The following is a 26250-nucleotide window of genomic DNA, read 5'->3' as shown; positions in this document are numbered from 1 at the left end:
TTCCCATGCCGCCTTAGGCGACCTTCTTGGCTTTTTCGAACGCTTCGTCGATGGTGCCGACCATGTAGAACGCTTGTTCCGGCAGGTGGTCGGCTTCGCCGTTCACGATCATCTTGAAGCCGCGGATGGTTTCCGACAGCGGCACGTACTTGCCCGGCGAACCCGTGAACACTTCGGCCACGTGGAACGGCTGCGACAGGAAACGCTGGATCTTGCGGGCGCGGGCCACGGCGAGCTTGTCGTCGGGAGCCAGTTCGTCCATGCCCAGAATCGCGATGATGTCGCGCAGTTCCTTGTAGCGCTGCAGCGTGCCTTGCACGGCGCGGGCCACGTTGTAGTGCTCTTCGCCGACCACGTTCGGGTCGAGCTGGCGCGAGGTCGAGTCCAGCGGATCCACGGCGGGGTAGATACCCAGCGAAGCGATGTCACGCGACAGCACCACGGTCGAGTCCAGGTGGGCGAAGGTCGTGGCAGGCGACGGGTCGGTCAAGTCGTCGGCAGGGACGTACACGGCCTGGATCGAGGTGATCGAGCCGACCTTGGTCGACGTGATGCGCTCTTGCAGGCGGCCCATTTCCTCGGCCAGCGTCGGCTGGTAGCCCACGGCGGAAGGCATGCGGCCCAGCAGTGCCGACACTTCGGTACCGGCCAGCGTGTAGCGGTAGATGTTGTCCACGAAGAACAGCACGTCGCGGCCTTCGTCGCGGAACGACTCGGCGATGGTCAGGCCGGTCAGGGCCACGCGCAGACGGTTGCCCGGGGGCTCGTTCATCTGGCCGTAGACCATGGCGACCTTGGAGTCTTCGAGCTTCTCGAGGTTCACGACGCCGGAGTCGGCCATCTCGTGATAGAAGTCGTTGCCTTCACGGGTACGTTCACCCACACCGGCGAACACCGACAGACCCGAGTGAGCCTTGGCGATGTTGTTGATGAGTTCCATCATGTTCACGGTCTTGCCCACGCCGGCACCACCGAACAGGCCCACCTTGCCGCCCTTGGCGAACGGGCACACCAGGTCGATCACCTTGATGCCGGTTTCCAGCAGGTCTTGCGAGGGCGACAGTTCGTCGTACGCGGGAGCCTTGCGGTGGATGGAGGCGGTCAGCGTCTGGTCGACCGGACCACGCTCGTCGATGGGCGCGCCCAGCACGTCCATGATGCGGCCCAGCGTCGCCTTGCCCACGGGCACGGTGATGGGGGCTTGCGTGTTGGTCACGATCAGGCCGCGGCGCAGGCCGTCGGAAGAACCCAGCGCAATCGTGCGGACCACGCCGTCGCCGAGCTGCTGCTGGACTTCGAGCGTCAGTGCGCTGCCTTCGAACTTGAGGGCGTCGTAGATCTTGGGCATCTTGTCGCGCGGGAATTCCACGTCGACCACAGCGCCAATACACTGAACGATCTTGCCTTGAACTGCTTCTGCTTGAGCCATGTCTGCTCCGATAAAAATTTAAATCTGTTGAGGTCCGAAGGGCTCAGACACCGGCGGCCGCCGCAGCGCCCGAAACGATTTCCGAGAGCTCCTTGGTGATGCCGGCCTGGCGGGTCTTGTTGTAGACCAGCTTCAGCTCGCTGATCACGTTGCCTGCGTTGTCGGTGGCAGCCTTCATGGCCACCATCCGCGCCGAATGCTCGGACGCCATGTTTTCTGCCACGCCCTGGTAGACCAGCGACTCGACATAGCGGACCAGCAGCTCGTCGATCACGCTTTGCGCATCGGGCTCGTAGATGTAGTCCCACGAGTGCTGGCCTTCCTCGACTTGCAGCGAGTCCGCGGCCAGCGGCAGCAGCTGCTCGACGAGCGGCTCCTGCTTGATCGTGTTGATGAACTTCGTGTAGCACAGGTACACGGCCGAGAGCTTGCCTTCCGCGTAAGCGTCCAGCAGCGTCTTGACCGGGCCGATGAGCTTGTCCAGATGCGGCGTGTCACCCAGGTGGGTGACGTGCGCCACCACGCGGGCACCGATGCGGTTCAGGAAGCCCAGGCCCTTGCTGCCGATGGCGACCGACTCGATCGCCACGCCGGCCGACTGCGCTTCGCGCAGCTTGGCCGTCACGGCGCGCAGCAGGTTGGTGTTCAAGCCACCGCACAGGCCCTTGTCGCTCGTCACGATGATGAAGCCGATCGCCTTGGCGTCGTTCTTCTTCATGAAGGCGTGCGTGTACTCGGGATTCGCCTTGCCAAGGTTCGCCGCGATGTTGCGGATCTTCTCGCTGTAGGGGCGTGCGGCACGCATGCGCTCTTGCGCCTTGCGCATCTTGGAAACCGAGACCATTTCCATGGCCTTGGTGATCTTCTTGGTGTTCTCCACCGATTTGATCTTGCCGCGGATTTCCTTACCAGCTGCCATATGAGCTCCTTCTTGCGTCGGTCAAAAGGTCGCTCAGGCGAACGACTTCTTGAACGAGGTGGCTGCTGCCAGCAGTTCGGCTTCGGCGTCCTGGCACACCTTCTTGAAGGCCTGCTTTTCCGCGCTGTCGTCCGGCTTGGCCGGCTTGACGTCCCACTTGGCACCATGCTTTTCCATGGTTTCGAGCAGGGCGGCGTGGCTCGTCTTCAGCAGCTGGTGGAAGCCGTGTTCGAACGGGAGCACCTTCTTGACGTCGATGTCGTCCATGAAGCCCTTGTTCACTGCGAACAGCGTGGCATTCATCAGCGAGATCGGCAGCGGGCTGTACTGGGTCTGCTTGAGCAGTTCCGTCACGCGCGCACCGCGGTCGAGTTGCTTGCGGGTCGCTTCGTCCAGGTCGGAAGCGAACTGCGCGAACGCGGCCAGTTCACGGTACTGGGCCAGGTCGGTACGGATACCGCCCGACTGGTTCTTGATCAGGTTGGTCTGCGCCGACGAGCCCACGCGCGACACCGAGATACCGGCGTTGATGGCGGGACGGATGCCGGCGTTGAACAGGCTGGTTTCCAGGAAGATCTGGCCGTCGGTGATCGAGATCACGTTGGTCGGAACGAAGGCGGACACGTCGCCGGCTTGCGTTTCGATGATCGGCAGGGCCGTCAGCGAACCGGTCTTGCCCTTGACTTCACCCTTGGTGAAGGCTTCGACGTAGTCGGCGTTCACGCGGGCTGCGCGCTCGAGCAGACGGCTGTGGAGATAGAACACGTCGCCGGGGTAGGCTTCGCGGCCTGGCGGGCGGCGCAGCAGCAGCGACACCTGACGGTAGGCCACGGCTTGCTTGGACAGGTCGTCATAGACGATCAGGGCGTCCTGGCCGCGGTCGCGGAAGTACTCGCCCATCGTGCAGCCCGAGTAGGCCGACACGTACTGCATGGCAGCCGATTCGGAGGCCGATGCGGCCACCACGATGGTGTAGTCCATCGCGCCGGCTTGTTCCAGCGAGCGCACCACGTTCTTGATCGACGAAGCCTTCTGGCCGATCGCAACGTAGACGCAGGTCATGTTCTGACCCTTCTGGTTGATGATCGCGTCGATCGCCACTGCCGTCTTGCCGGTCTGGCGGTCACCGATGATCAGCTCGCGCTGGCCACGGCCGACGGGCACCATGGAGTCGATCGACTTCAGGCCGGTCTGCATCGGCTGGTCGACGGACTTCCGTGCGATCACGCCAGGTGCAACCTTTTCGATCACGTCGGTCATCTTGGCGTTGATCGGACCCTTGCCGTCGATCGGCTGGCCCAGTGCGTTCACCACGCGGCCGATGAGCTCGGGGCCCACGGGCACTTCCAGGATGCGGCCCGTGCACTTGACGGTGTCGCCTTCGGAGATGTGCTCGTACTCGCCCAGAATCACGGCGCCGACCGAGTCGCGCTCGAGGTTCAGCGCCAGGCCGAACGACGGCGTGCCGTCAGCCGTGGGCGGGAACTCCAGCATTTCGCCTTGCATCGCGTCCGACAGGCCGTGCACGCGCACGATGCCGTCGGTCACCGAGACCACGGTGCCCTGGTTGCGGATGTCGGCGCTGACGCCAAGGCCTTCGATGCGGCTCTTGATCAGTTCGGAAATTTCTGCGGGATTGAGTTGCATGACTCTTTCCTTCTTTCAATAAATAGGGCCAACCGCGGCTCGCCGCCTCAGGCGGTGAGCGCTGCTTTCATTTGTTCGAGACGCGCCTTGACGGAGGTGTCGAGGACTTCGTCCCCCACCACCACACGGATGCCGCCGATCAGCGAAGGATCGGATTCCACACGCGTGTTCAGCGGGCGACCGAAACGGCGCTGCAGTGCCACGGCGACCTCGGCGAGGCTCGCCGCGTCGATCGGGAAGGCGCTGTAGATCACCGCGTCGGCCGTGCCGCCCTTGGCGTTCTTGAGCTCGCGGTACTGGGCCGCGACTTCAGGCAATGCAGCAAGCCGGCCGTTGTCGATCACCGTGCGCAGGAAGTTCTTGCCGGTGTCCGGCAAGGCTTGCGGCAGCAGACCGGAGATCAGATCGAAGATCTGTTCCGGCGACACCTTCGGGTCGGCAGCGAACTGCAGGAGCTGCGGATCGGCAGTGATGGCGGCCAGCTGGCCGATCCATCCGGCCGTGCCTTCGAGGTCGCTCGAAGTAGCCCCGAAGAGCGCGTCCGCGTAGGGGCGGGCAATGGTCGCAAGTTCGGCCATATCGTCCTCAGAGCTCGGTCTTCAGGCGCTGGAGCAGGTCGGCGTGGACACCGGCGTTGACTTCCTTGCGGAGAATCTGCTCGGCACCCTTGACGGCCAGCGCAGCAACCTGCTCACGCAGGGCTTCACGGGCACGCACGGACTGCTGTTCGGCTTCGGCGTGCGCGTCGGCCACGATCTTGTTGGCCTCCACCGTTGCACGGCCCTTGGCCTCTTCGATGATCTGCTGGGCGCGGCGCTCGGCATCGGCCAGGCGGCTGGTGGTCTCGTTGCGAGACTGAACCAGTTCCTGCTCGACGCGCTGGTTGGCGGAAGCGAGTTCAGCCTTGGCCTTCTCGGCGGCCGCCAGGCCCGCAGCGATCTTTTGTGCGCGTTCATCCAAAGCCTTCGCGATGGGCGGCCACACGAATTTCATCGTGAACAGCACCAGCAGCAAGAAGACGATGGCCTGAACGAACAGGGTCGCGTTGATACTCACGGCAACACCTTTCTGGAGTGGCGTTGAACCGGCTTACTTGGGCAGGTTGGCCAGCAGGGTCGCGGCGAACGGGTTGGCGAAGGCGAACAGCAGGGCGATGGCCACGCCGATCAGGAAAGCCGCGTCGATCAGACCAGCCAAGATGAACATCTTGGTCTGCAGGTCGTTCATGAGCTCAGGTTGACGGGCCGACGATTCCAGGAACTTGCCACCCATCAGCGCGATGCCGATGGAAGCACCGATGGCGCCGAGACCGACGATCAGACCACAAGCGAGAGCGACGAGACCGAGAATGTTTTCCATGATGACTCCTTAGAACAGATTTAAAGCAAACGAAAAGAAAAAGGGAAACTCAATGCGCCTCATGCGCCTGGCCCAGATAGATCAGGGTCAGCATCATGAAGATGAAAGCCTGCAGCGTGATCACCAGGATGTGGAAGATCGCCCAGACAGTGCCGGCAATGATGTGCCCGATGGGCAGCAACACACCGGAGAACGAGGCCGCCATGGCACCGCCCATGAGGGCGATGAGCATGAAGACGAGCTCGCCCGCATACATGTTGCCGAACAACCGCATGCCGTGCGAGACCGTCTTGGCCAGGTACTCGATGACCTGCATCAGCAGGTTGACGGGCCACAGCAGAGGGTGGGCACCGAAGGGCGCGGTGATCAGCTCGTGGCCCCAGCCGCCCAGGCCCTTGACCTTGACGCTGTAGAAGAGGCACAGGAGCAGCACGGAAGTCGAAAGACCGAGCGTGGTCGAGAGGTCGGCGGTCGGCACGGCACGCATGTAGGCGTGGTGCGGATCGTGGCCCAGGGCCGAGTAGACCTGGGTCCAGATGGCCGGCAGCAGGTCGACCGGCAGCATGTCCATCGCGTTCAGCAGGAAGATCCAGACGAACACGGTGAGCGCCAGCGGGGCGATGAACTTGCGGCTCGCGGCGTTGTGCACGTTGGCCTTGGCCTGGTTGTCGACCATCTCGACCAGGATCTCGACCGCCGCCTGGAAACGGCCGGGCACGCCGGGCGTTGCCTTGCGGGCAGCCAGCCACAGCACGAAGCAGCCCAATGCGCCGATGATCAGCGCGTAGAGCACCGAGTCGAGGTTGATGACGTTGAAGTCAACAATGGCGGATTGAACGACGGGCTTGAGGCTCCAGTCGACTTGCCAGTGCTGGAGGTGGTGAACGATGTATTCACTCGCGGTCGGGGCGTGTCCTTCGGCGGCCATCTTTCAGCGTCTCTCTTCCAAAACAGTCAAATCCGGTTCAAAAATTTGGGCCGCACCAACAGTGCCACCCAGTACATCTTCATGGCGACCACCACGCCAGCCACCATGGCCAGCCAGACGAGCCCCCCGATCAGCCACGGCGCCGCGGCCAGCAAGGCAACGGTCAGCGCGATCTTGATCATCTCCCACACAAAAAACCTCAACATGACAGCCTGCGACGGCATGCCCGGTTTGCGCCGGACACCGCGGACAAACAAGGCCGCGGGGATCGCTACTGTCATGGCTCCGTAAAACGCCGAGATTGCAGCCTCGGATCGCGCCGTCCAGATCCACGCCAGGCAAGCTACCACCACGCCTGCAGCCACTTGGGCTGCGATCACCCACCAGGGTGACAGCTCGGGGTTTTGCTCGCGCAACTTCTGGGCCTCTTCGGCCGTGAGTGGCTTGAAATCGGATTCTTCGGCGTCAACCTCAGGGACAGGGGCGTTGGTTGTCATTCGAATGCACCCCGTGTTTGTCCCCGGAGAATTTTACAAAGCCATTGATTATAAGTAAAACCTAGCGGGGTCCCGCCATAACGTGACACTTCGTCGACAGTTCTGCACCGAGTGTGGCGTCCGCCCATAATTTGCGGATGCAAGACATCACCTCGGCACTGCCCGACACGCCGTGTTTTCTCAACGGCGAATTCACCCCCCTGCGCGACGCGAAGATCAGCGTCCTCGACCGCGGCTTCATCTTCGGCGACGGCATCTACGAAGTGATCCCCGTCTACTTCGGCGTGCCCTTCTGCTTCGATGAACACATCGCGCGCCTCGAGCGTTCGCTGGCCGAGTTGCAGATCGACAACCCCTACACCCGCGACGAATGGCGCGCCATTGCAATGCAGCTCGCCGCGCCGCAGGGCAAGGCGCCGCAGGCGATCTACTTCCAGGTCTCGCGCGGCGTGGCGCCGCGCGACCACGTCATGGTGCGCGGCCTGCGCCCCACCGTGTTCGCGATGGTGAACCCCCTGCCGCCCGTGGCCGATGCGGTGCGCGCCAAGGGCGTGGCCTGCGTCACCGCCGACGACTTCCGCTGGCAGAAGGCCCACATCAAGAGCACCAGCCTGCTGGGCGCGGTGCTCGCGCGGCAGATCAGCGTCGAGGCCGGCGCCACCGAGACCGTGATGTTCCGCGGCGACTGGCTCAGCGAGGCCTCGTCGAGCAACGTGTGGATCGTGAAGGACGGCACGCTCATCGGCCCGCCCAAGGACAACCTCGTGCTGACCGGCATCCGCTATGGCCTGCTCGAGCGCCTGTGCCGGGACAGCGGCATTCCCTTCGCGCTGCGGCGCGTGTCGCGCGACGAGGTGTTCGGCGCCGACGAGCTGCTGCTGTCCTCGGCCACCAAGGAAGTGTTGCCCGTCGTCACACTCGATGGCCAGGCCATTGGCAATGGCCATCCCGGCCCCATCTACCAGAGCTTGTATGCCGCCTACCAACAGGCCAAGCAACGCAACGCCGACGCGCCAGGAGCCACCGCATGACCGACACAACGCCCCCTACCGACACCGCATCGATCCCCGATCCGCGCAAGGAATCGCTGATCGAGTACCCCTCGCAGTTCCCCATCAAGGTGATGGGCGCGAAGGTCGACGGCTTCGTGCACGCGATCACGCAGATCGCCGAGCGCTTCGACCCGGCCTTCGACGCCACCACGGTCGAGCTGCGCGACAGCAAGGCCGGCAACTACCTGGGCGTGACCATCACCGTCACCGCCACCAGCCGCGAGCAGCTCGACGACCTCTACCGCGCCCTGTCCGCGCACCCGATGGTGAAAGTCGTTCTTTGACGCCCCTCGAAGCGCAGTGGCTCGGCCGGGCCGACTACCTCGCCACCTATGCGGCGATGCAGCGCTTCACGCAGGAGCGCACGCCCGAGACGCCCGACGCGCTCTGGATCTGCGAGCACGACCCCGTGTTCACGCAGGGGCTGGCGGGCAAGACTGACCACATCCTGGCCCCCGGCCCGATCCCGGTCGTGCAGACCGACCGGGGCGGGCAGGTCACCTTCCACGGCCCGGGCCAGGTGGTGGCCTACCCGCTCATCGACCTGCGGCGCGCGGGCTACTACGTCAAGGAATACGTCTACCGCATCGAGGAATCGGTGCTGCGCACGCTCGCCCACTTCGGCGTGACGGGCCACCGCGTGGCGGGCGCGCCGGGCATCTACGTGCGCCTGGACGACCCGTTCTCGCACGCCGCCCTCACCGGCCCGATGCCCGGCGCCGACCCGTTCCGGGGCCTGGGCAAGATCGCCGCGCTGGGCATCAAGGTGAGCCGCCACGCCACTTACCACGGTGTGTCGCTCAATGTCGCGATGGACCTCGAACCCTTCTCGCGCATCAACCCTTGCGGCTACGCGGGGCTGCAAACGGTCGACCTTTCTACAATCGGCGTCCAAACCACATGGGAAGAAGCCGCCAAAGTGCTGAGCCAAAAGCTCGGGGCTTTCCTGGCTCCTTGACACACCAATGAGCACCACCGAAGTCGTCCGCGACGCCCAGAGCGCCGAAACCTACAACCCGCTGGCCAAGCAGAAGGCCGCGGCCAAGCTCTCGCGCATCCCCGTCAAGGTGGTGCAGACCGGCGAAGTGCTCAAGAAGCCCGAGTGGATCCGCGTCAAGGCCGGCAGCCCCACCACGCGCTTCTACGAGATCAAGCAGATCCTGCGCGAAAGCAACCTGCACACGGTCTGCGAAGAAGCCTCGTGCCCGAACATCGGCGAGTGCTTCGGCAACGGCACGGCCACCTTCATGATCATGGGCGACAAGTGCACGCGCCGCTGCCCGTTCTGCGACGTGGGCCACGGCCGCCCCGACCCGCTGGACAAAGACGAGCCGCTCAACCTGGCCAAGACCATCGCCAAGCTGCGCCTGAAGTACGTGGTGATCACCAGCGTCGACCGCGACGACCTGCGCGACGGCGGCAGCCAGCACTTCGTCGACTGCATCAGCAACATCCGCGAGCTCTCGCCGATGACGCAGATCGAAATCCTGGTGCCCGACTTCCGCGGCCGCGACGACCGCGCGCTGGAAATCCTCAAGGCCGCGCCGCCCGACGTGATGAACCACAACCTGGAAACCGCGCCGCGCCTGTACAAGGAAGCGCGCCCGGGCAGCGACTACCAGTTCAGCCTGAACCTGCTGAAGAAGTTCAAGGCGCTGCACCCCAACGTGCCGACCAAGAGCGGCATCATGGTCGGCCTGGGCGAAACCGACGAAGAGATCCTGCAGGTGATGCGCGACATGCGCGCCCACGACATCGACATGCTGACCATCGGCCAGTACCTGTCGCCGTCGGGCTCGCACCTGCCGGTGCGCCGCTACGTGCACCCCGACACCTTCAAGATGTTCGAGGAAGAGGCCTACAAGATGGGCTTCAGCCACGCGGCCGTGGGCGCGATGGTGCGCTCCAGCTACCACGCCGACCAGCAGGCGCACGCCGCCGGCGTCTGACGGCATCGCCCGAGCGCCCGCCATGCGCGGGCGTCGGCGCCCCTCCCTCCTCTCCCCCCTGACCTCGCACCACGGCCGTTTTCGAACGGCCGCGGCGGTCGTGCGCGCGCGCCGCGCCATCCAAAAAACTGATTAAGACCTCGGGGGTAAATAACCCGGGGTATCAAAAAATTTGCAGCCGCATTCGCTTGCGCGTGCCAAATCCATCCCATACGCTGACCTCCTGATTTCGCCCGACCCGGAATTAAAAACCCGGAGCCGACGCGCTTTCAGGTTCCCTCGGAGGCTTTGACAAGGAAATTGAACCGTCAATTTCCAAGGCATTGTTTTGTCCGAAATTAGCCAGTACCGCATCGCATAAAGAATTCAGTCGCCACGGCCCGCGCGTTTCCATCTCACGGAGAAACCGGAATGCATGCCCTGCTCGAAGCCATCGATTCGCCCCATTCGCTGCGCCAGCTCGGCATTGCGCAATTGCCGGGCCTTGCGGATGAATTGCGATCCTTCATCGTCGACAGCGTGTCCCGCACGGGCGGCCACTTCGCCTCCAACCTGGGCACGGTCGAGCTGACGGTCGCCCTGCACTACGTGTTCGACACCCCGCGCGACCGCATCATCTGGGACGTGGGCCACCAAAGCTACGCCCACAAGATCCTGACCGGCCGGCGCCAGGCCATGCCCACCTTGCGCCAATTCGGCGGTATTTCCGGATTTCCCAGGCGCGCCGAATCCGAGCACGATCATTTCGGCACCGCGCATTCCAGCACGTCCATTTCCGCCGCCCTGGGATTTGCACAGGCCGCCCGCATTTCCAATTCGACCGACCACGCCATCGCGGTGATTGGCGACGGGGCCTTGAGCGCCGGCATGGCCTTCGAGGCCATGAACAATACGCAGGCCTGCGGCCGCTTATTGGTGATATTGAACGACAACGACATGTCGATTTCGCCACCCGTCGGCATGCTGCGCCTTTATCTGGGCGGATTGATTTCGGAACGCGCCTATGCCAGCGCCAATGAAGCCAGCCGGCAAAGATTGCGCGCCATGCGCCCGGCGCTGGCCCCCTGCGAGCCCTCGGAGCTCGGCCTGTCGCCCGCCACCCTGTTCGAGCAATTCGGCTTCCACTACACCGGCCCCATCGACGGCCACGACCTGGGCGCATTGATCCCGGCCCTGCAGAAGCTGCAGGCCCAGCCGGGCCCGCAGCTGCTGCACATCGTCACGCAGAAGGGCCACGGCTACCGCCCGGCCGAGCAGGACCCGGTCCTGTACCACGGCCCCGGCAAGTTCGACCCCGCCGCCGGCATCAAGACCGCCCCGGCAGCCGCCCCCGCCAGGCCGACCTACGCCCAGGTCTTCAGCGACTGGCTCTGCGACGAGGCCGAGGCCGATGCGCGCGTGGTCGCCATCACGCCGGCCATGCGCGAGGGCTCGGCGCTGATGGACTTCGAGCGCCGCTTTCCCGAGCGCTACTTCGACGTCGGCATCGCCGAGCAGCACGCCGTGACCTTCGCCGCGGGCCTCGCGGCGGCGGGGATGCGGCCGGTGGTCGCCATCTACTCGACCTTCCTGCAGCGCGCCTACGACCAGCTGATCCACGACGTGGCGCTGCAGAACCTGCCGGTCGTGTTCGCGGTCGACCGCGCCGGCATCGTCGGCGCCGACGGCGCGACGCACATGGGTGCCTTCGACGTCGCCTACCTGCGCTGCATTCCGAACATGGTCGTGATGGCCGCGTCCGACGAGGACGAGTGCCGCCAGATGCTGCACACCGCCCTGCGCCACGACGGCCCCGCCGCCGTGCGCTACCCGCGCGGCGGCGGGCCCGGCGCGCTGCCCGTGCGCGCGCTGCAGCCGCTGCACATCGGCCGCGGCCAGGTGCGGCGCGAGTCGACGCAGCCCATGGGCGCGCGCATCGCCATCCTGGCCTTCGGCACCATGGTCGCGCCCAGCCTGGCCGCCGCCGAGCGGCTCGACGCCACGGTGGCCAACATGCGCTTCGTCAAGCCGCTCGACGCTGACCTGGTGCTCTCGCTCGCCGAGACGCACGACGTGCTCGTGACCGTCGAGGAAGGCTGCGTGATGGGCGGCGCCGGCGCCGCCTGCCTCGAATCACTGGCCGCGCAGGGCGTGCTGATTCCGTCGCTGCAACTGGGCCTGCCCGACCAGTTCGTCGAGCACGGCGACTGCGCCCGATTGCTTGCGGCCCACGGCCTGGATGCCGACGGACTGGTGCAGTCGATCCAGGCGTTCTTCGATGCCAACGCCCCCGCGTTCCGCACGGCTCGCATGAGCCTCGTTTCCTGAAACCCACCGTGACCGCCAGCCACAGGAGAACCCGATGAGCACAGCCACCGCACGCCGCATCGACGCGCCCGCCCCGCCTTCGCTTCAAGTGATCCGGGGTGCCGAGGCCAACCCGTACCACGCCAAGGTCGAGTACACCTACCAGGACGACCCCGAGGACTGGCGCAAGGCCATCGGCGAGGACCTGATGTTCCAGTTCGGCGTCTACGACGACCCGCGCTCGGTGCCGCCGATCTCGCTCAACGAATCGGGCCTGCGCTACTTCGACCAGCAGATGGAAATCGCGGGCCTGGACCAGCCCCCGCCCTTCCCCATTCGGCGCATCCTCGACGTGGGCTGCGGCTGGGGCTTCGGCCTGCGCTACCTCGCGGAGCACTTTCCGCAATGCCGCCAGCTCGACGGCATCAACATCAGCGAGACGCAGCTCGCGCACTGCGCTCGGTACCACGCCCAGCAGCACCTGAGCGACCGCGTGAACCTGTACCTGTGCGACGCGCAGGACGTCGCCCTGCTGCCCAACCCCGACACGCCCTACGACCTGGTAACGATCCGCGGCGTCATCTCGCACTTTCCCAACGACCTGTACGAACGCTCGATGAAGCAGGTCGCCGCGCGCATGCGCCCGGGCGCCAAGGTCGTCATCTCCGACAACCTCTACAACATCCCGCTGGACAACTACCGCTCCGACATCGAGGACGAGGTTGACCGCCTCGCCTGCAAGCACCGCAAGACGCCGGCCTACTTCCGCCGCGTGCTCGAAGAGAGCGGCTTCATCGTCGAAGACATGCGCGTGCTCCCGCGCAACATCGACGTGGCGCGCTGGTTCACCGACGTGAAGGAAAACATCGAGAAGAACTTCACGCCGGACACCATCCCGCCGCCGCTGGAAGAGCTGCGCGTCATGGCGGTCAGCCTCTCGGTCGCGCTGATCAAGGACAAGTTCTCGACCTACAGCGTCATCGCGCGACGCGTCTGAATCCCCCACAAGGAGCGCCCACACCATGCAAGCATCCGCGCAAGCCGTCGGCATCGACGTCATCCACAGCCGCAGCCTCGACCACTACCAGGACAAGATCGAGCAGGTCTATGCCGACACGCCCGACCAGTGGCGCAAGGCGATCGGCAACGAGCTCTGGTACCAGTACGGCGTGTTCGACGACAAGATGGACCCGCACGACCTCCCGCTCGACGCCTCCGGCCGGCGCCACATGGAGCACCAGTTCGAACTCGCCGAGCAGGCCGGCGCCGACCTCTCGCCGGCCACCGTGCGCCGCGCGATCGACATCGGCTGCGGCTGGGGCCCGGTGCTGAAGTTCATTGCGCAGCGCTACCCGCAGTGCGCGCGCATCGACGGCGTGAACGTGAGCCGCCCGCAACTGGAATGCGCGCGCGAGCTCATCGCGCACGAAGGCCTGGCCGACCGCGTGCGGCTGTACCAATGCAACGCCAAGGACATCGGCGAGCTGCCCGATCCGCAGGTGCCCTACGACCTGGCCATCCTGCGCGGCAGCCTGATCCACTTCACGCCCGAGGTGCTGGAGCAGGCCATGGCCTCGCTGTCGGCGCGCATGCGCACGGGCGGCACTGTCATCATTTCGGAAAGCCTCTACAAGGTGGACCTGGCGACCTACAAGTCGCACATCCCGGACAAGGTCGACCGCGCCGCGTCGGGCTACCGCAAGACGCCCGACGGCGTGAAGCAGGTGCTCGAGCGCCACGGCTTCGCGGTGCTCGACCAGCGCGTGCTGCCCTCGAATGCGGAGGTGATCCGCTGGTACGGGCTGGTCAAGGACAACCTGGACGCGCACCACCCGACCAGCAAGACCGCCACGTTCACCGAGCTGCGCGACATCGCCGTGAGCTTCTCGGACGCGCTGCTCAAGGACAAAGCCTCGTCGTTCAGCTTCATTGCGCGGCGGACCTGAGTCCCGCGCACCGACCCGACCCCACCCCGGGAAGACCTGAGTGAACCAAGAAGCTCCGTGGCAGGACGAGGCACGCGCGGTCTCGCGCACCGGCATCGAACCCGCCGGTGCCTTCGACGCGTGGATGCAGGGCACCACCCGCCGCATCGAAACGGCCCTCGACCTGCACCTGCCGCCGCCCGACACCCGGCCCACGCGCCTGCACGAGGCATTGCGCTATGCCGCGCTCGGCGGCGGCAAGCGCATCCGCCCCTTGTTGTGCCAGGCGGCGGGCGCCCTCGCCGAAGCGCCGCCCGATGCGCTCGACGCCACGGGCGCCGCCATCGAGATGGTCCACGTCTACTCGCTCGTGCACGACGACCTGCCCGCGATGGACGACGACGACCTGCGCCGCGGCAAGCCCACCGTGCATGTGGCCTACGACGAAGCCACCGCGATCCTCGTGGGCGACGCGCTGCAGGCGCAGGCCTTCTTCACGCTGAGCGAACTGCCGCTGCCGGCCGAGCGTCGCATCGCGCTGGTGCGCGAGCTGGCGCAGGCCGCCGGCTCTCGCCACCTCGTGGGCGGCCAGGCCATCGACCTGCAAAGCGCGGGCCGGTCGCTGAGCCAGCCGGCGCTCGAACAGATGCACCGCATGAAGACCGGCGCACTGATCCGTGCGGCCGTGCGCATGGGCGCGCTGTGCGGCCTGGCCGACACGCCGGCCAACGCCGCGCTGTACCGCGCGCTCGACGACTACAGCAACGCCATCGGCCTGGCCTTTCAGGTGGTCGACGACATCCTCGACGCGACCGCCGACACGGCCACGCTGGGCAAGACCGCCGGCAAGGACGCCGACGACGACAAGCCGACCTGCGTGTCGATGCTCGGCCTGGCGGCCTCGCGCGCGCTGGCCGGCGAACTGCGCGAACGCGCCCACGCCGCGCTTGCACCGCTCGGGCCCGGGGCCCGGCGTCTCGGCCAGCTGGCCGACCTGGTCATCCAGCGCGCGCACTGAGCCGCCCGCGCACAGGTGCGTCCCCCCGCCTTCGAACAAGGAGCCTCGGCCATGACTGAACCCTCGACCCGCCTCATGACCGGCCCCCACGCCGGCGAGCACGCCCCGCGGCTCGTGAGTGCCCGCAAGCCGCTGCTGCACACGCGCAGCGCCTCGGGCGACACGCGCATGCCGCTGCCCTACACCAACGGATGGTTCGCCGTGTGCTTCAGCCACGAAGTCAGGCCGGGCGCATTGATCACCGTCCCGTTCATGGGACAGGACCTGGTCGTCTACCGCACGGCGTCGGGCCTGCTTCGCGTCATCGAGCCGTACTGCCCGCACCTGGGCGCCCACCTCGGGCACGGCGGCACGATCGACGGCGAGCACCTGACCTGCGCGTTCCACGGCCTGGTGTTCGGTCCCGATGGCGCGTGCGTGCGCGCCTGCCCGGGCCAGACCCCGCCGCGCACAGCGCTGACGAGCCGCTACGCCAAGGAAGCGAACGGCGTGGTCATGGTGTGGCGCCACAGCGAGGACATCCCGCCCGAATGGGACTTTCCGAGCCTCGACCTCGACGACCGCATCTACCCGCAGTACGGACAGAGGGAACTCGACGGCTACGGCGACGCCGTGGGAGAGAACAGCGTGGACATGATCCATTTCGGATCGCTTCACGGCCTCACCGAGGCCGCGATGACGCACGAGATGGAGCAGCACACGCTCACCGTCTCGATCAGCGCGCGCTGGAAGGGCAAGCGGCTGAACATGCGCCTGACCAACTTCGGCCTCGGGCACACCCGGGCGGAAAACGAGATGCCGGAGTTCGGCCTGCGGGTCACGACGCTGGTCTATGCCACGCCCATCGCACCGCTGCGCTGGACCTTCCGCTGGATCGACATCCCCAGCGTCGCGCGGTTCGACGGTTGGCCCTCGCCCGCCAGAAAGCTCGCCTACCGCGTGCTCAACCCCATGGCGCATCGCTGGCTGATCTCGTTCTCCAGCGAGGACATGCCGTTCTGGCGCACCCGCGCCTTCCTCAAGCGCCCCGCCCTCATGGCGGGCGACCGCTCCATCGCCGCCTTCCGCCGCTGGTCCGCGCAGTTCTATCCCGCCACCCCGCCCGGCGACGCGGACACCGAGCCGGTCCTGAGAGCGTCGGCGGAACGATGAACCACCCCCACCAGGAGCTCCCACCATGCGCGTCATCCTTGCCCAGCCCCGAGGCTTCTGCGCCGGCGTCGTGCGGGCCATCGACACGGTGGAGCACGCGCTGCGGCGCCACGGCACACCGGTGTACGTGCGCCACGAGATCGTCCACAACAAGCACGTCGTCGACGGCCTGAAGGCGCAGGGCGCGGTGTTCGTCGAAGAACTCGCCGAGGTGCCCACCGACGCGGTCGCGATCTTCAGCGCGCACGGCGTGAGCCGCGCGGTGGAAACAGAAGCCCGCGTGCGCGGCCTGCGCGCGATCGATGCCACCTGCCCGCTGGTCACCAAGGTGCACGAGCAGGGGCGCCGCTATGCTGCCAAGGGCTATGCGCTGATCCTCATCGGCCACGCCGGGCACCCCGAGGTGACGGGCACGCTGGGGCAGATTCCGGCGCCGGTCACGCTGGTGCAGACCGAGGCCGACGTGGACGCGCTGGTGCTCGATGCCGACGCGCCGCTGGCCTACATCACGCAGACCACGCTGTCGGTGGACGACACGCGCGGCATCATCGACGCGCTGCAGCGGCGCTTTCCGCAGATCGTCGGCCCCGACACGCGCGACATCTGCTACGCCACGCAGAACCGGCAGACGGCCGTGCGCGAACTGAGCCAGCAGGTCGACGTGGTGCTGGTGGTCGGCGCGCAGAACAGTTCCAACTCGCAGCGCCTGCGCGAGATCGCGGCGCAGGCCGGCGTGCGCAGCTACCTCATCGCGCAGGGCAGCGAGCTCAAGCCCGACTGGGTGCGCGACGCCGGCGCGGTGGGCGTCACCGCCGGCGCCTCGGCGCCCGAGACCATGGTGCAGGACGTGGTGGCCGCGCTGCGCCGGCTGGCCGAGGTGGAACTGCTGACGCTGCCCGGACGCGAGGAGCACGTGGTGTTCCGGCTGCCGGCCGAACTCGCCGCGGAGGCCGCCGCCGCCGAGGTGGCCACGCCATGACGCCGGGTGCGCGCATCGCCGCGCCCGCGCACGCCCACCGTCAACGGAGAAGATGATGACGAGAACTGCAGCCCTCCCCCAGGCCACGGCCAGCGACGTCGCCCCGCCTGCATCCGGCGGCATGCCATCGAACAGGCGCAGCACCGTGGGTGAAACACGCGCACCGCTGCCCTACCCCAACGGCTGGTTCTCGGTCTGCTTCAGCCGGGACCTCCCACCGGGCACCGTGCGCACCGTGCCCTTCATGGGCCAGGACCTGGTGCTGTACCGGACGGCCGCGGGGCGCGCCTGCGCCATCGACCCCTACTGTCCGCACCTGGGGGCCCACCTCGGCGTGGGAGGCAAGGTGCAGGGCGAGGAACTGGTCTGCCCGTTCCATGGCCTGGCGTTCAGCCCCGAGGGCGGCTGCGTGCGCACCGGGCAGGGCACCACGCCTCCCGATGCATCGCTCACGCTGCGCTACACGAAGGAAGTCAACGGCGCGGTGATGGTGTGGGCGGACCACGAGAACCGGCCGCCGAACTGGGAGGTGCCCGAGCGCGACCTGAGCGCGTTCGCATCGCCGCCGCAGCACAGCAGCCACGAGATGCGCGGCTATCCCCAGGACACTGGCGAGAACAGCGTCGACCAGGTGCATTTCGGCTGGCTCCACGGACTGACGGACACCGCCGCGACCTACGAGGTGGGCGACTGCTGGATGGAAACGCTGCTGACCGCGCGCTGGCACGGGCAGCCGATGCGCATGCGCATGCGACAGTTCGGCATGGGCCATGTGCAGGCGGAAAGCGAGATGTCCCGCATCGGTTTTCGCGTGATCACGATGCTGTACTCCACGCCCACCGCGCCCATGGAATGGACCATGAGCTGGATCGACACCTTTGAGCTCGCGCTCTTCGAACGCCTGCCCCGGCCGCTGCGACGGGCCGCCTATGCGCTGCTGGGTCCGGTGGCCAAGCGCTGGCTGGCCAGCTTTGCCCAGATCGACTTTCCGATCTGGAACGCCCGCGCCTTCCTCGGCCGTCCCAAGTTGCTCCGGGGCGATCGCGGGATTGCGGAGTTCCGGCGCTGGTCTGCCCGGTTCTATCCGCCGTCGTCCACCGACAAGCGCGTCTTTCCCATCCGCCCGGTGCCGCCGGTCTCGTCGGCGGCCTCGGGTGCGGGCGCAGCCGGTGCATCGGCAGAGCCCCTCGCGCCTGTTTCCTGACCCACGGCCCACCCCAAGACCACCGGAACCCCACCATGAACTACCCCGACCGCATCGTCTTTCCCGAAGTGAGCTTCCATATCCCGAAGATGTTCTGCAGCGTGCCCCCGAAGATCCACACCGACTACCCGGTGATCGACGAGCGCAATGCCGCCTGGGGCCGCGAGTTCCTGCCGTTTCCGGACGAAGCGACGCGGCTGAAATTCCTGCGCCTGCACCTTCCGATGTGGGATTGCCTGCTGTTTCCGATCGGCTCGGCCGACCGCATCTTCCTGACCTCGTGCGTGACGGGCCTCATCCTGGCCATCGACGACATGCCGCTGGGCCGGCACGCGGTGTGCGGCGACGGCGACGTCGCGCTGCTGGAGGGCCACCCGCTGGCACGCGCGGCCGCGGACATCTTCGGCCGGCTCAGGCAGTCCATGTCGCCGCAGGTCTACCGCCGCTATTGCCTGGAGTGGAAGGCCTGGTTCGACAGCGTGGAAGTGGAGGCCGGGCTGGTGGCCGAAGGCAAGGTGCTGCCGTACGACGAGTTTCTTGCACTGCGCCATCCCAACACGGGGCTGCTGCCCTACTTCCCGGTCTCCGAGTTCATCTACGACCTGGACCTGACCGAGCTGCTGGCGCAGGACGCCGACCTGCAGCGCGCCATCCTGGCCACCAACGAGCACGTCGCGCTGGTCAACGACCTGCTCTCCCATCACAAGGAGCATGCCGTGGGCGTGACCCTCAACGCGATGGAAAGCCTGCGCATGGCGCACGGCCACAGCCCGCAGGAGGCCGCGGACATCCTCTGCCAGCGCATCCGCGAGGCCGACCGCACGCGCGTCGACGCCTGCGAGCTGCTGCGCCGCCGCTACGCCCATCGCCCCGACGCCGATCGCTTCGGCCTGTACCTGGACAGCTTCGGCCTGATGTGCGCCGGCAACCTGCGCTGGATCCTGGAGAACGACCGCTACGTGGACAGCCGCGGCAACGGCTGGGACTGGACGCGCTCGCGCCACGTCGTGCTCGACCGCCCGTAGCGCCAGGGTGCCGCCACGATGGACCAAGGAGCCTCGACCATGCCCGGATCATCAACGCGCGTCGGCAAGGCCACGCCATGAAACCGCCCGTCGCACGCCGCCTCTCGCGGCAGGTGCGCGTCGGCACCGTGCGCATCGGCGGCGACGCGCCCGTGGCCGTGCAGGCCATGACCAACACCGACACCGCCGACGCGGCCGCCACCGTGGCGCAGGTCGCCGCGCTCGCGCGCGCGGGGGCCGAGCTGGTGCGCCTCACGGTCAACAACGAAGAGGCCGCCGCGCAGGTGGCGCCGATCCGCGATGCGCTCGCGCGCCAGCAGGTGCACGTGCCGCTGGTGGGCGACTTCCACTTCAACGGCCACCGCCTGCTCGCGCAGTACCCCGACTGCGCGCAGGCGCTGGCCAAGTACCGCATCAACCCCGGCAACGTCGGGCGGGGCGACAAGCGCGACGCGCAGTTCTGCCAGCTCATCGAGATCGCCTGCCGCCACGGCAAGCCGGTGCGCATCGGCGTGAACTGGGGCAGCCTCGACCCCGCGCTGCTGGCGCGTCTGATGGACGCCAATGGGCAGGCGGCGCAGCCGCAGCCGGCCGACGAGGTGATGCGCCAGGCGCTCATCGTCTCGGCGCTGGAGAACGCCGCGCGCGCCGAAGACGTCGGCCTGCCGCCCGATCGCATCGTGCTGTCGGCCAAGGTGAGCCAGGGGCAGGACCTGATCGCGGTGTACCGCGAACTCGCCGCGCGCTGCGACTACCCGCTGCACCTGGGCCTGACCGAGGCTGGCATGGGCTCCAAGGGCATCGTGGCCTCGGCCACCGCGATGGGCGTGCTGCTGCAGCAGGGCATCGGCGACACGATCCGCGTGTCGCTCACGCCCGAGCCGAACGGCGACCGCACGCGCGAGGTGCTGGTGGCGCAGCAGATCCTGCAGTCGATGGGCCTGCGCGCCTTCACGCCCAGCGTGACGGCCTGCCCCGGCTGCGGGCGCACCACGAGCACCTTCTTCCAGTCGCTGGCCAGCCAGATCGAAGGCTGGCTGCACGCGCAGGCGCCGGCCTGGCGCCTGCGCTTTCCGGGCGTGGAAGACATGCACGTGGCCGTGATGGGCTGCGTGGTCAACGGCCCCGGCGAGAGCCGGCTCGCGCACCTGGGCATCTCGCTGCCGGGATCGGGCGAGCAGCCGGTGGCGCCGGTGTACATCGACGGCGAACGCGCGCTGACGCTCAAGGGCGAGCACATCGCCGACGACTTCACGCGGCTGGTCGAGACCTACGTGGCCGCGCGCTACGGCGCCGATGCCGAGGCGAGTGAGCGGCTCGGTGCGTGGATGAAGCCGTCTTCGCGCGAGCGCGTCGTGCCGATCGCTGCCGTCTGAAGGCACCGCCATGGCCACGCAACGCCTCACCCTGCTCGGTGCCACCGGCTCGATCGGCGACAGCACGCTCGACCTCGTGGCGCGCCACCCCGACCGCTTCACGGTGCATGCGCTGACGGCGCACCGCAACTTCGACAAGCTCTTCACGCACTGCGTCGCTTTTCGCCCCGAGGTCGCGGTGGTCGGCGATGCGCCAGGCGCCATGCAGTTGCAGGCGCGGCTGCGCGCCGCCGGCCTGCGCACCGAGGTCATGCACGGCCCGCAGGCGCTGTGCGAGGTCGCGCAGTCGGCGGGCTGCGACACGGTGGTGGCGGCCATCGTCGGTGCGGCGGGGTTGCTGTCGTCGCTGGCGGCGGCGCGCGCGGGCAAGAAGATCCTGCTGGCGAACAAGGAGGCGCTCGTGATGTCCGGCGCGCTGTTCATGCGCGCGGTGGCCGCGCACGGCGCCACGCTGCTGCCGCTGGACAGCGAGCACAACGCGATCTTCCAGTGCCTGGCGGGCGCACCGGCCGGCGGCGCGGGCGTGCAGCGGCTGGTACTCACCGCGTCGGGCGGGCCGTTCCTGCACCGCCCGCTGGAGGCGCTGGACCGCGTCACGCCCGACGAGGCCTGCGCGCATCCCACCTGGCGCATGGGCCGCAAGATCTCGGTCGACTCCGCGACGATGATGAACAAGGGCCTCGAGACCATCGAGGCGCGCTGGCTGTTCGCGATGCCGCCCGAGCGCATCGAGGTGGTGATCCATCCGCAGAGCGTGATCCATTCGATGGTGGCCTATGCCGACCAGTCGGTGCTGGCGCAGCTGGGCCGCCCCGACATGCGCACGCCGATCGCGCACGCGCTGGCCTGGCCCGAGCGCATCGACTCGGGCGTGGCGCCGCTGGACTTCCTGCAGCTCGCCCACCTGAGCTTCGCCGCGCCCGAGCTGAAACGCTTTCCCTGCCTGCGCCTGGCGCTGGAGGTGCTGCGCAAGGGGTGCGCGGCCAGTGTGACGCTCAATGCGGCGAACGAAGCGGCGGTCGATGCGTTCCTGAACGGGCGCCTGCGCTACACCGACATCGCCTGCGTGGTGGAGGACTGCCTTCAGCACGCGCCCTCGTCCGCGCACGAGAACCTGGACGACATCCTCGTGGCCGATGCGCAAGCGCGCGTGCTGGCGGGTCAGGCGATCCAGCGTGCGGCGTTGCGGTCCCCATCGCCGGCGGTCCCGCTTTCCGCGTCGGTCACCTTGGACGAAGGCACGGGCGCGCGGCTGTAGCGCGACAGCCACTTGGCCGCCACGGCCAATGCCATCGGCGGCGGGGTCTCACGCATGGCGCGCGACGCGCCATGCGCCTCGTGCGCCGCGCCGCTCACCATGGCAGCGAGTAGGTCTTGGTGTTGGTGAAGCTCTTCATCGCCTCAAGCACGCCTTCCTTGTAGCCCAGGCCCGAGTCCTTGATGCCGCCGAAGGGCGTGAGCTCCAGGCGGTAACCCGGCACTTCGCGCACATTGACGCTGCCCACGTTCAACTCGCGGATGAAGCGCGTGATGTAGTCCAGCCGGTTCGTGCAGATCGAGGACGACAGGCCGTAGGCCGTGCCGTTGGAGATGCGGATCGCCTCGTCGATGTTCCTGAAGCGGATCACGGGCGACACGGGGCCGAAGGTCTCGTGCTTGGCGACGGTCATCTCGGGGTCGACGTGATCGAGCACGGTGGGCGAGTACAGCGCGCCGCGACGTTCGTTGCCGTACAGCAGCTTGGCACCGGCTGCGATGGCTTCGTTGACGACGGCTTCGAACTGCTTGGCAGCCGCTTCGTCGATCACGGTGCCCATGTCGGTGTCCGGGTCCATCGGGTCGCCGTACTTCAGGGCCTTGGTCTTCTGCACCAGCAGCTCGACAAAGCGATCGGCCACGGCCTCATGCACCAGCATGCGCTTCACGGCCGTGCAGCGCTGCCCCGAGTTCTTGTACGACCCGTTGGCAGCCAGCGTGGCCGCCTCCTCGATGTCCGCGTCTTCCATCACGATGATCGGGTCGTTGCCGCCCAGCTCCAGGATCTGGCGCTTGTAAGTGGCCTTGCCCGCGATGTACTTGCCGATGGGCACGCCGCCCGTGAAGGTGACGAGGTCGACATCGGCGTTGGTCAGCAGCTCGTCGGCAATTTCCTTGGGGTCGCCCGTGAGCACCGACAGCATTTGCGGTGGCAAGCCTGCCTCGTACAGGATGTCGGCCAGCAAGAAGGCCGTGAGCGGCGTCTTCTCGCTGGGTTTGAGCACGATGCGGTTGTTGGTCGCAATGGCCGGCGCCACCTTGTGGATCACCTGGTTCAGCGGATGGTTGAACGGCGTGATGGCGGTGATGGCGCCCAGGAGCGGCTCGCGCATCGTGTAGACCTTGCGGCTCTTGCCGTGGTGCGTGAGGTCGCAGGAGAACACCTGGCCGTCGTCCACCAGCGCCTGGTTGGCGGCGAACAGCAGCACGTCGGAGGCCCGGCCCACTTCGTACAGCGAGTCCTTGCGCGACAGGCCCGATTCGAGCGTGATGGTGCGCGACATCTCATCCAGGCGCGAAGCGATGATCTCGCCGGCGCGCATGAGGATCTTGTAGCGCTCGTAGCGCGTGAGCGTGGGCTTGTAGTCGCGGGCGATGCGCAGGGCATGGCGCACGTCGTCCAGCGTGGCCTTGGGCACGGTGGCGATCACCTCGCCGGTGTACGGGTAGGTGACCTCGATGGTGCGGTCGCGGTGGACTTTCTCGCCGGCGATGCGCAGGGCTTCGCGGTACACGGTGCCGGGCTTCAGGGCGGCGTGGTCAGACTTGCTCATGGAATGCTCCGTCAAATAAGTTCAGGCGGCGGCCACGGGGCCTTGGGCGTGGTTCAGTGCGAGGTCGAGCGCGTCGAAGTTGCGCAGCCGGCGCGTGCTCGCCACGCCCGCGACGGGGCGATTGCAGATCAGGGGCACCTTCTGCTCGGACACACCACCGTGCGAGCGCAGCGGCACTTCGAGCGCCGTGAGGTCGTGGCGCGTGGCCGAGGTGCCGATGACGGTGCTTTGCTCGCTCACCACCACGATGTCGCCGATGCGGTCGGGCGGCAGCTCGAAGCGCTGCGCGGCCTCCTTGCGCGAGAGCACGAGCTGCATGCCGGGGATGCGCTGGATGCGGTCGATCCAGCCGGGCACCTCGTCCTCGCTCGGCACATACACGGTGGCAAACGAGCCGAGCGCGCCGTGGTGCACCACGTACGGATCGGTGATCGGCAGGATCACGCGCGCGCGGTCCGGGCCGTACCAGCCGTCGAGCACGTCCTGCAGGTAGATCACGTTGGGCGAACCGTCGGCGCCATGCTTGTCGTTCATGCCGTGGTCGGCCGTGAGCACGATGGTGGCGCCCAGCGCATCGAGTTGCGCGAGGTAGCCGTCCATCATCTTGTAGAAGGCATTCGCTGCGGGGCTTCCCGGGGCGGCCTTGTGCTGCACGTAGTCGGTGGTCGACAGGTACATGAGGTCGGGACGCTGCGATTCCATCAGCTTCACGCCGGCGGCGAACACGAACTCCGACAGCTCTGCGCTGTAGACCGAAGGCACCGGCATGCCGACCATGTCGAGCACGTTGTCGATGCCGTTCTCTTCCATCGTCACCTGGTCCGACTTCTCGGACGAGAAACAGATGCCCTTCATCTTGTGGCCCAGCAGCTTGCGCAGCTTGTCCTTGGCCGTGACCACCGCGAGCTTGGCGCCGGCGTCGGCAAAGGCCGCGAGCACGGTGCCGGCGCGCAGGTACTTGGGGTCGTTCATCATCACTTCCTGGCCCAGCTCTCGGTCGAAGAAGTAGTTGCCGCAGATGCCGTGCACCGCAGGCGGCGCACCGGTCACGATCGACAGGTTGTTGGGGTTGGTGAACGAGGGCACGACGCAATCGGCGAGCAGATCGGCGCCGCCCTTGCGCATGGCCTCGAGGTACGGTGCCACGCCGGCCGCAATGGCCGCGTCGAGGTACGCGGGCTCGCAGCCGTCGACGCAGACGACGACGACCGGGCGGACCATCCAGCGGTAGCTGCGGCCGTTCACTTCGAGTCGATCGGATTTCATGAAGAGATGCTCCTTGGCAAGTTGGGTGTGTCGGTGCGCGGGCTTCAGCGGCGGATGAACAGCGCAATGAAGGCACTGATGAGGCAGCTGGCCGCGACGATGGGGAACACCACCGAGGTGCTGCCCGAGTGGTCCAGCATCCGGCCGATCAGCGGTTCGCCCAGGCCGGCCAGCAGGTACGAGAAGAAGTTCATGACACCGGTGGCGGTGCCGGCGCGCTTGGCGCCCACGAGGTCGGGGCACAGGGCCCAGAACGACGAGGCCGGGCCGTAGACGAAGAAGCCCGCCAGGAACAGCAGCCCCAGGCCGAGGATGCTGGTGGGCAGCAGGTACATGCCCATCGAGGCGATGGCGCCCAGCAGCATGTACAGCACGATGGCCTTGTAGCGCTTGGAGCCGAACACCTTGTCGGAGATCCAGCCGTTGGTGAGTGCGCCGAAGGCCATGCCCACGGGCAGCGCCACCGAGATCCAGGCCGGGTCGATCATGCCGTCGGCGGCCTTGGCCCAGTCCTTGCCCAGGAAGTGCACCGGCACCCAGACGATGAGGCCGTAGCGCGCGGCGTTCTGGAAGCCGATGGCCAGCGCGGCGATCATCAGCTTGGGGTTGCTGAGCACGGCCTTGTAGCGCGACCACGAACTCTCTTGCGGTTCGCCGTCGGCCACGCCGGCCTTCTCGGCTTCCTGCGGGTTGTTGTTGGCCACGCCGGTGTCGGGCGACTTGAAGCCCAGGTCTTCCGGCCGCTCACGGGCGATCAGGTAGAAGGCAATGCCGCCCACCAGCATCAGCAGCACGGGGAGCCGGAAGATCCAGCGCCAGTCCAGGTGCAGCACGTTGACGACGATGATCGAGGTCACGAACGACAGCACCGAGGCGCAGCCGGCGGCGAACACGTAGAAGCCGTAGACCTTGCCGCGTTCGCCCGCGCCCCACCAGTTCGACAGCAGCCGGCTGCCCGGCGCCCAGCCCAGGGCCTGGAAGTAGCCGTTGATGCCCCACGGGATCGCCAGGCTCTTGAAGCCGACCGCGAAGCTCACAACCCAGTTGGCGGCGCACGAAAGGATGGCGCCGGCGGTCATCACGCGGCGCCCGCCGAACTTGTCGCCCAGGTTACCGTTGATGGCCTGCCCGACGGCATAGCACCACAGCAGCGAGGTCGAGGCCCAGCCCAGCATTTCCTTGGAGAGGCCGAACTCCTTCTGAATGCCGGGGATGGCGAAGCCGAAGGTCTGCCGCCCCGTATAGAAGAAGAAGTAGCAGAACATGGCCGCCAGCAGCATCCGCCACTGCGCCTTGCGGAACGAATTGTCGAGGGGGCGTGCGTAGGTGCCCGCCTGCAGGATGGGATTGGCCGCTTGCATGGTATGTCTCCTTGTCTTGACGGGCGTGGGGCCCGTGGGGCCGGCTCGATGGCCGGCATATGGCTGTC

At 67.1% G+C, this 26250-nt stretch carries 25 protein-coding genes; 14 read left to right on the top strand and 11 right to left on the bottom strand.

Going from position 1 to position 26250, the window contains the following annotated elements; all coding sequences use genetic code 11:
• Window positions 1-13: 13 nt before the first annotated feature.
• From atpD to AC57B8_RS13015, 8 genes are read right to left on the bottom strand one after another with little or no spacing between them, the layout of a single operon-like run.
• The gene (gene atpD / locus AC57B8_RS13050; protein WP_062480184.1) at window positions 14-1429 is read right to left on the bottom strand and encodes a F0F1 ATP synthase subunit beta; all 1416 of its coding nucleotides are present in this window, start codon (window positions 1427-1429) and stop codon (window positions 14-16) included.
• A 43-nt stretch (window positions 1430-1472) separates the two neighbouring features.
• On the bottom strand, window positions 1473-2348 hold the full coding sequence (atpG, locus tag AC57B8_RS13045) for a F0F1 ATP synthase subunit gamma (RefSeq protein ID WP_062480182.1): 876 nt from the start codon (window positions 2346-2348) through the stop codon (window positions 1473-1475).
• Between the two features lie 33 nt (window positions 2349-2381).
• Entirely contained in the window at window positions 2382-3995 is a 1614-nt protein-coding gene (atpA, locus tag AC57B8_RS13040; protein ID WP_062480180.1) for a F0F1 ATP synthase subunit alpha, read from the bottom strand.
• Window positions 3996-4042: 47 nt separating this feature from the next.
• The gene (locus AC57B8_RS13035) at window positions 4043-4573 is read right to left on the bottom strand and encodes a F0F1 ATP synthase subunit delta (RefSeq protein ID WP_062480178.1); all 531 of its coding nucleotides are present in this window, start codon (window positions 4571-4573) and stop codon (window positions 4043-4045) included.
• A 7-nt stretch (window positions 4574-4580) separates the two neighbouring features.
• Window positions 4581-5051: a F0F1 ATP synthase subunit B gene (locus AC57B8_RS13030; protein WP_062480176.1), complete on the bottom strand. Its 471-nt coding sequence runs from the start codon at window positions 5049-5051 to the stop codon at window positions 4581-4583.
• Window positions 5052-5084: 33 nt separating this feature from the next.
• Window positions 5085-5354: a F0F1 ATP synthase subunit C gene (atpE, locus tag AC57B8_RS13025; protein ID WP_056576471.1), complete on the bottom strand. Its 270-nt coding sequence runs from the start codon at window positions 5352-5354 to the stop codon at window positions 5085-5087.
• Between the two features lie 49 nt (window positions 5355-5403).
• Entirely contained in the window at window positions 5404-6282 is an 879-nt protein-coding gene (gene atpB, locus AC57B8_RS13020) for a F0F1 ATP synthase subunit A (protein WP_095747009.1), read from the bottom strand.
• Between the two features lie 26 nt (window positions 6283-6308).
• A complete protein-coding gene (locus AC57B8_RS13015) occupies window positions 6309-6779 on the bottom strand; it encodes an ATP synthase subunit I (protein WP_056576477.1) in 471 nt (156 codons plus the stop codon).
• A gap of 137 nt (window positions 6780-6916) precedes the next feature.
• Here AC57B8_RS13015 and AC57B8_RS13010 point away from each other — a divergent pair, with 137 nt between their 5' ends.
• The 14 genes from AC57B8_RS13010 to ispC all read left to right on the top strand — a co-directional run bounded on the left by AC57B8_RS13010 (window position 6917) and on the right by ispC (window position 22003).
• Complete coding sequence (locus AC57B8_RS13010; protein WP_496479817.1) at window positions 6917-7810, top strand: D-amino acid aminotransferase; 894 nt, start codon at window positions 6917-6919, stop codon at window positions 7808-7810.
• The gene (locus AC57B8_RS13005) at window positions 7807-8115 is read left to right on the top strand and encodes a YbeD family protein (RefSeq protein WP_095747011.1); all 309 of its coding nucleotides are present in this window, start codon (window positions 7807-7809) and stop codon (window positions 8113-8115) included. Before AC57B8_RS13010 ends, AC57B8_RS13005 begins: the two co-directional genes overlap by 4 nt.
• Complete coding sequence (lipB, locus tag AC57B8_RS13000; protein ID WP_062480168.1) at window positions 8112-8789, top strand: lipoyl(octanoyl) transferase LipB; 678 nt, start codon at window positions 8112-8114, stop codon at window positions 8787-8789. Before AC57B8_RS13005 ends, lipB begins: the two co-directional genes overlap by 4 nt.
• Window positions 8790-8796: 7 nt before the next feature.
• Complete coding sequence (gene lipA, locus AC57B8_RS12995; protein ID WP_062480166.1) at window positions 8797-9780, top strand: lipoyl synthase; 984 nt, start codon at window positions 8797-8799, stop codon at window positions 9778-9780.
• A 411-nt stretch (window positions 9781-10191) separates the two neighbouring features.
• On the top strand, window positions 10192-12087 hold the full coding sequence (dxs, locus tag AC57B8_RS12990) for a 1-deoxy-D-xylulose-5-phosphate synthase (protein WP_496479816.1): 1896 nt from the start codon (window positions 10192-10194) through the stop codon (window positions 12085-12087).
• A gap of 34 nt (window positions 12088-12121) precedes the next feature.
• Entirely contained in the window at window positions 12122-13063 is a 942-nt protein-coding gene (locus AC57B8_RS12985) for an SAM-dependent methyltransferase (RefSeq protein ID WP_369631538.1), read from the top strand.
• A 25-nt stretch (window positions 13064-13088) separates the two neighbouring features.
• Window positions 13089-14012 carry an SAM-dependent methyltransferase gene (locus AC57B8_RS12980; protein ID WP_496479815.1) on the top strand — a complete coding sequence of 308 codons (924 nt, stop codon included), beginning with the start codon at window positions 13089-13091 and terminating at the stop codon, window positions 14010-14012.
• 124 nt (window positions 14013-14136) lie between these two features.
• On the top strand, window positions 14137-15009 hold the full coding sequence (locus tag AC57B8_RS12975; protein ID WP_496479864.1) for a polyprenyl synthetase family protein: 873 nt from the start codon (window positions 14137-14139) through the stop codon (window positions 15007-15009).
• Between the two features lie 51 nt (window positions 15010-15060).
• A complete protein-coding gene (locus tag AC57B8_RS12970) occupies window positions 15061-16161 on the top strand; it encodes a Rieske 2Fe-2S domain-containing protein (protein ID WP_083259397.1) in 1101 nt (366 codons plus the stop codon).
• A 25-nt stretch (window positions 16162-16186) separates the two neighbouring features.
• Complete coding sequence (gene ispH / locus AC57B8_RS12965; protein WP_496479814.1) at window positions 16187-17140, top strand: 4-hydroxy-3-methylbut-2-enyl diphosphate reductase; 954 nt, start codon at window positions 16187-16189, stop codon at window positions 17138-17140.
• 55 nt (window positions 17141-17195) lie between these two features.
• Complete coding sequence (locus AC57B8_RS12960; RefSeq protein ID WP_496479813.1) at window positions 17196-18344, top strand: Rieske 2Fe-2S domain-containing protein; 1149 nt, start codon at window positions 17196-17198, stop codon at window positions 18342-18344.
• 35 nt (window positions 18345-18379) lie between these two features.
• Entirely contained in the window at window positions 18380-19369 is a 990-nt protein-coding gene (locus AC57B8_RS12955; RefSeq protein ID WP_496479812.1) for a terpene synthase family protein, read from the top strand.
• Window positions 19370-19446: 77 nt separating this feature from the next.
• On the top strand, window positions 19447-20745 hold the full coding sequence (gene ispG, locus AC57B8_RS12950; protein ID WP_496479811.1) for a flavodoxin-dependent (E)-4-hydroxy-3-methylbut-2-enyl-diphosphate synthase: 1299 nt from the start codon (window positions 19447-19449) through the stop codon (window positions 20743-20745).
• Between the two features lie 10 nt (window positions 20746-20755).
• A complete protein-coding gene (gene ispC / locus AC57B8_RS12945) occupies window positions 20756-22003 on the top strand; it encodes a 1-deoxy-D-xylulose-5-phosphate reductoisomerase (RefSeq protein WP_496479810.1) in 1248 nt (415 codons plus the stop codon).
• A 94-nt stretch (window positions 22004-22097) separates the two neighbouring features.
• Here ispC and phnY read toward each other — a convergent pair whose 3' ends face one another.
• Genes phnY through AC57B8_RS12930 form a run of 3 tightly spaced genes read right to left on the bottom strand, consistent with a single transcriptional unit; the run spans window position 22098 to window position 26182 of the window.
• A complete protein-coding gene (gene phnY, locus AC57B8_RS12940; RefSeq protein ID WP_496479809.1) occupies window positions 22098-23555 on the bottom strand; it encodes a phosphonoacetaldehyde dehydrogenase in 1458 nt (485 codons plus the stop codon).
• A 21-nt stretch (window positions 23556-23576) separates the two neighbouring features.
• Window positions 23577-24821, bottom strand: a complete 1245-nt coding sequence (gene phnA, locus AC57B8_RS12935; RefSeq protein WP_496479808.1) for a phosphonoacetate hydrolase — start codon at window positions 24819-24821, stop codon at window positions 23577-23579.
• 44 nt (window positions 24822-24865) lie between these two features.
• Complete coding sequence (locus AC57B8_RS12930) at window positions 24866-26182, bottom strand: MFS transporter (RefSeq protein WP_095747023.1); 1317 nt, start codon at window positions 26180-26182, stop codon at window positions 24866-24868.
• Between the last annotated feature and the right edge of the window lie 68 nt (window positions 26183-26250).

It is taken from the genome of Variovorax sp. BGA-UO-ETr-C22, from assembly GCF_059567965.1.
The sequence above is the reverse complement of the archived record's forward strand: the minus strand, read 5'-3'. Positions and strand labels throughout refer to the sequence as shown.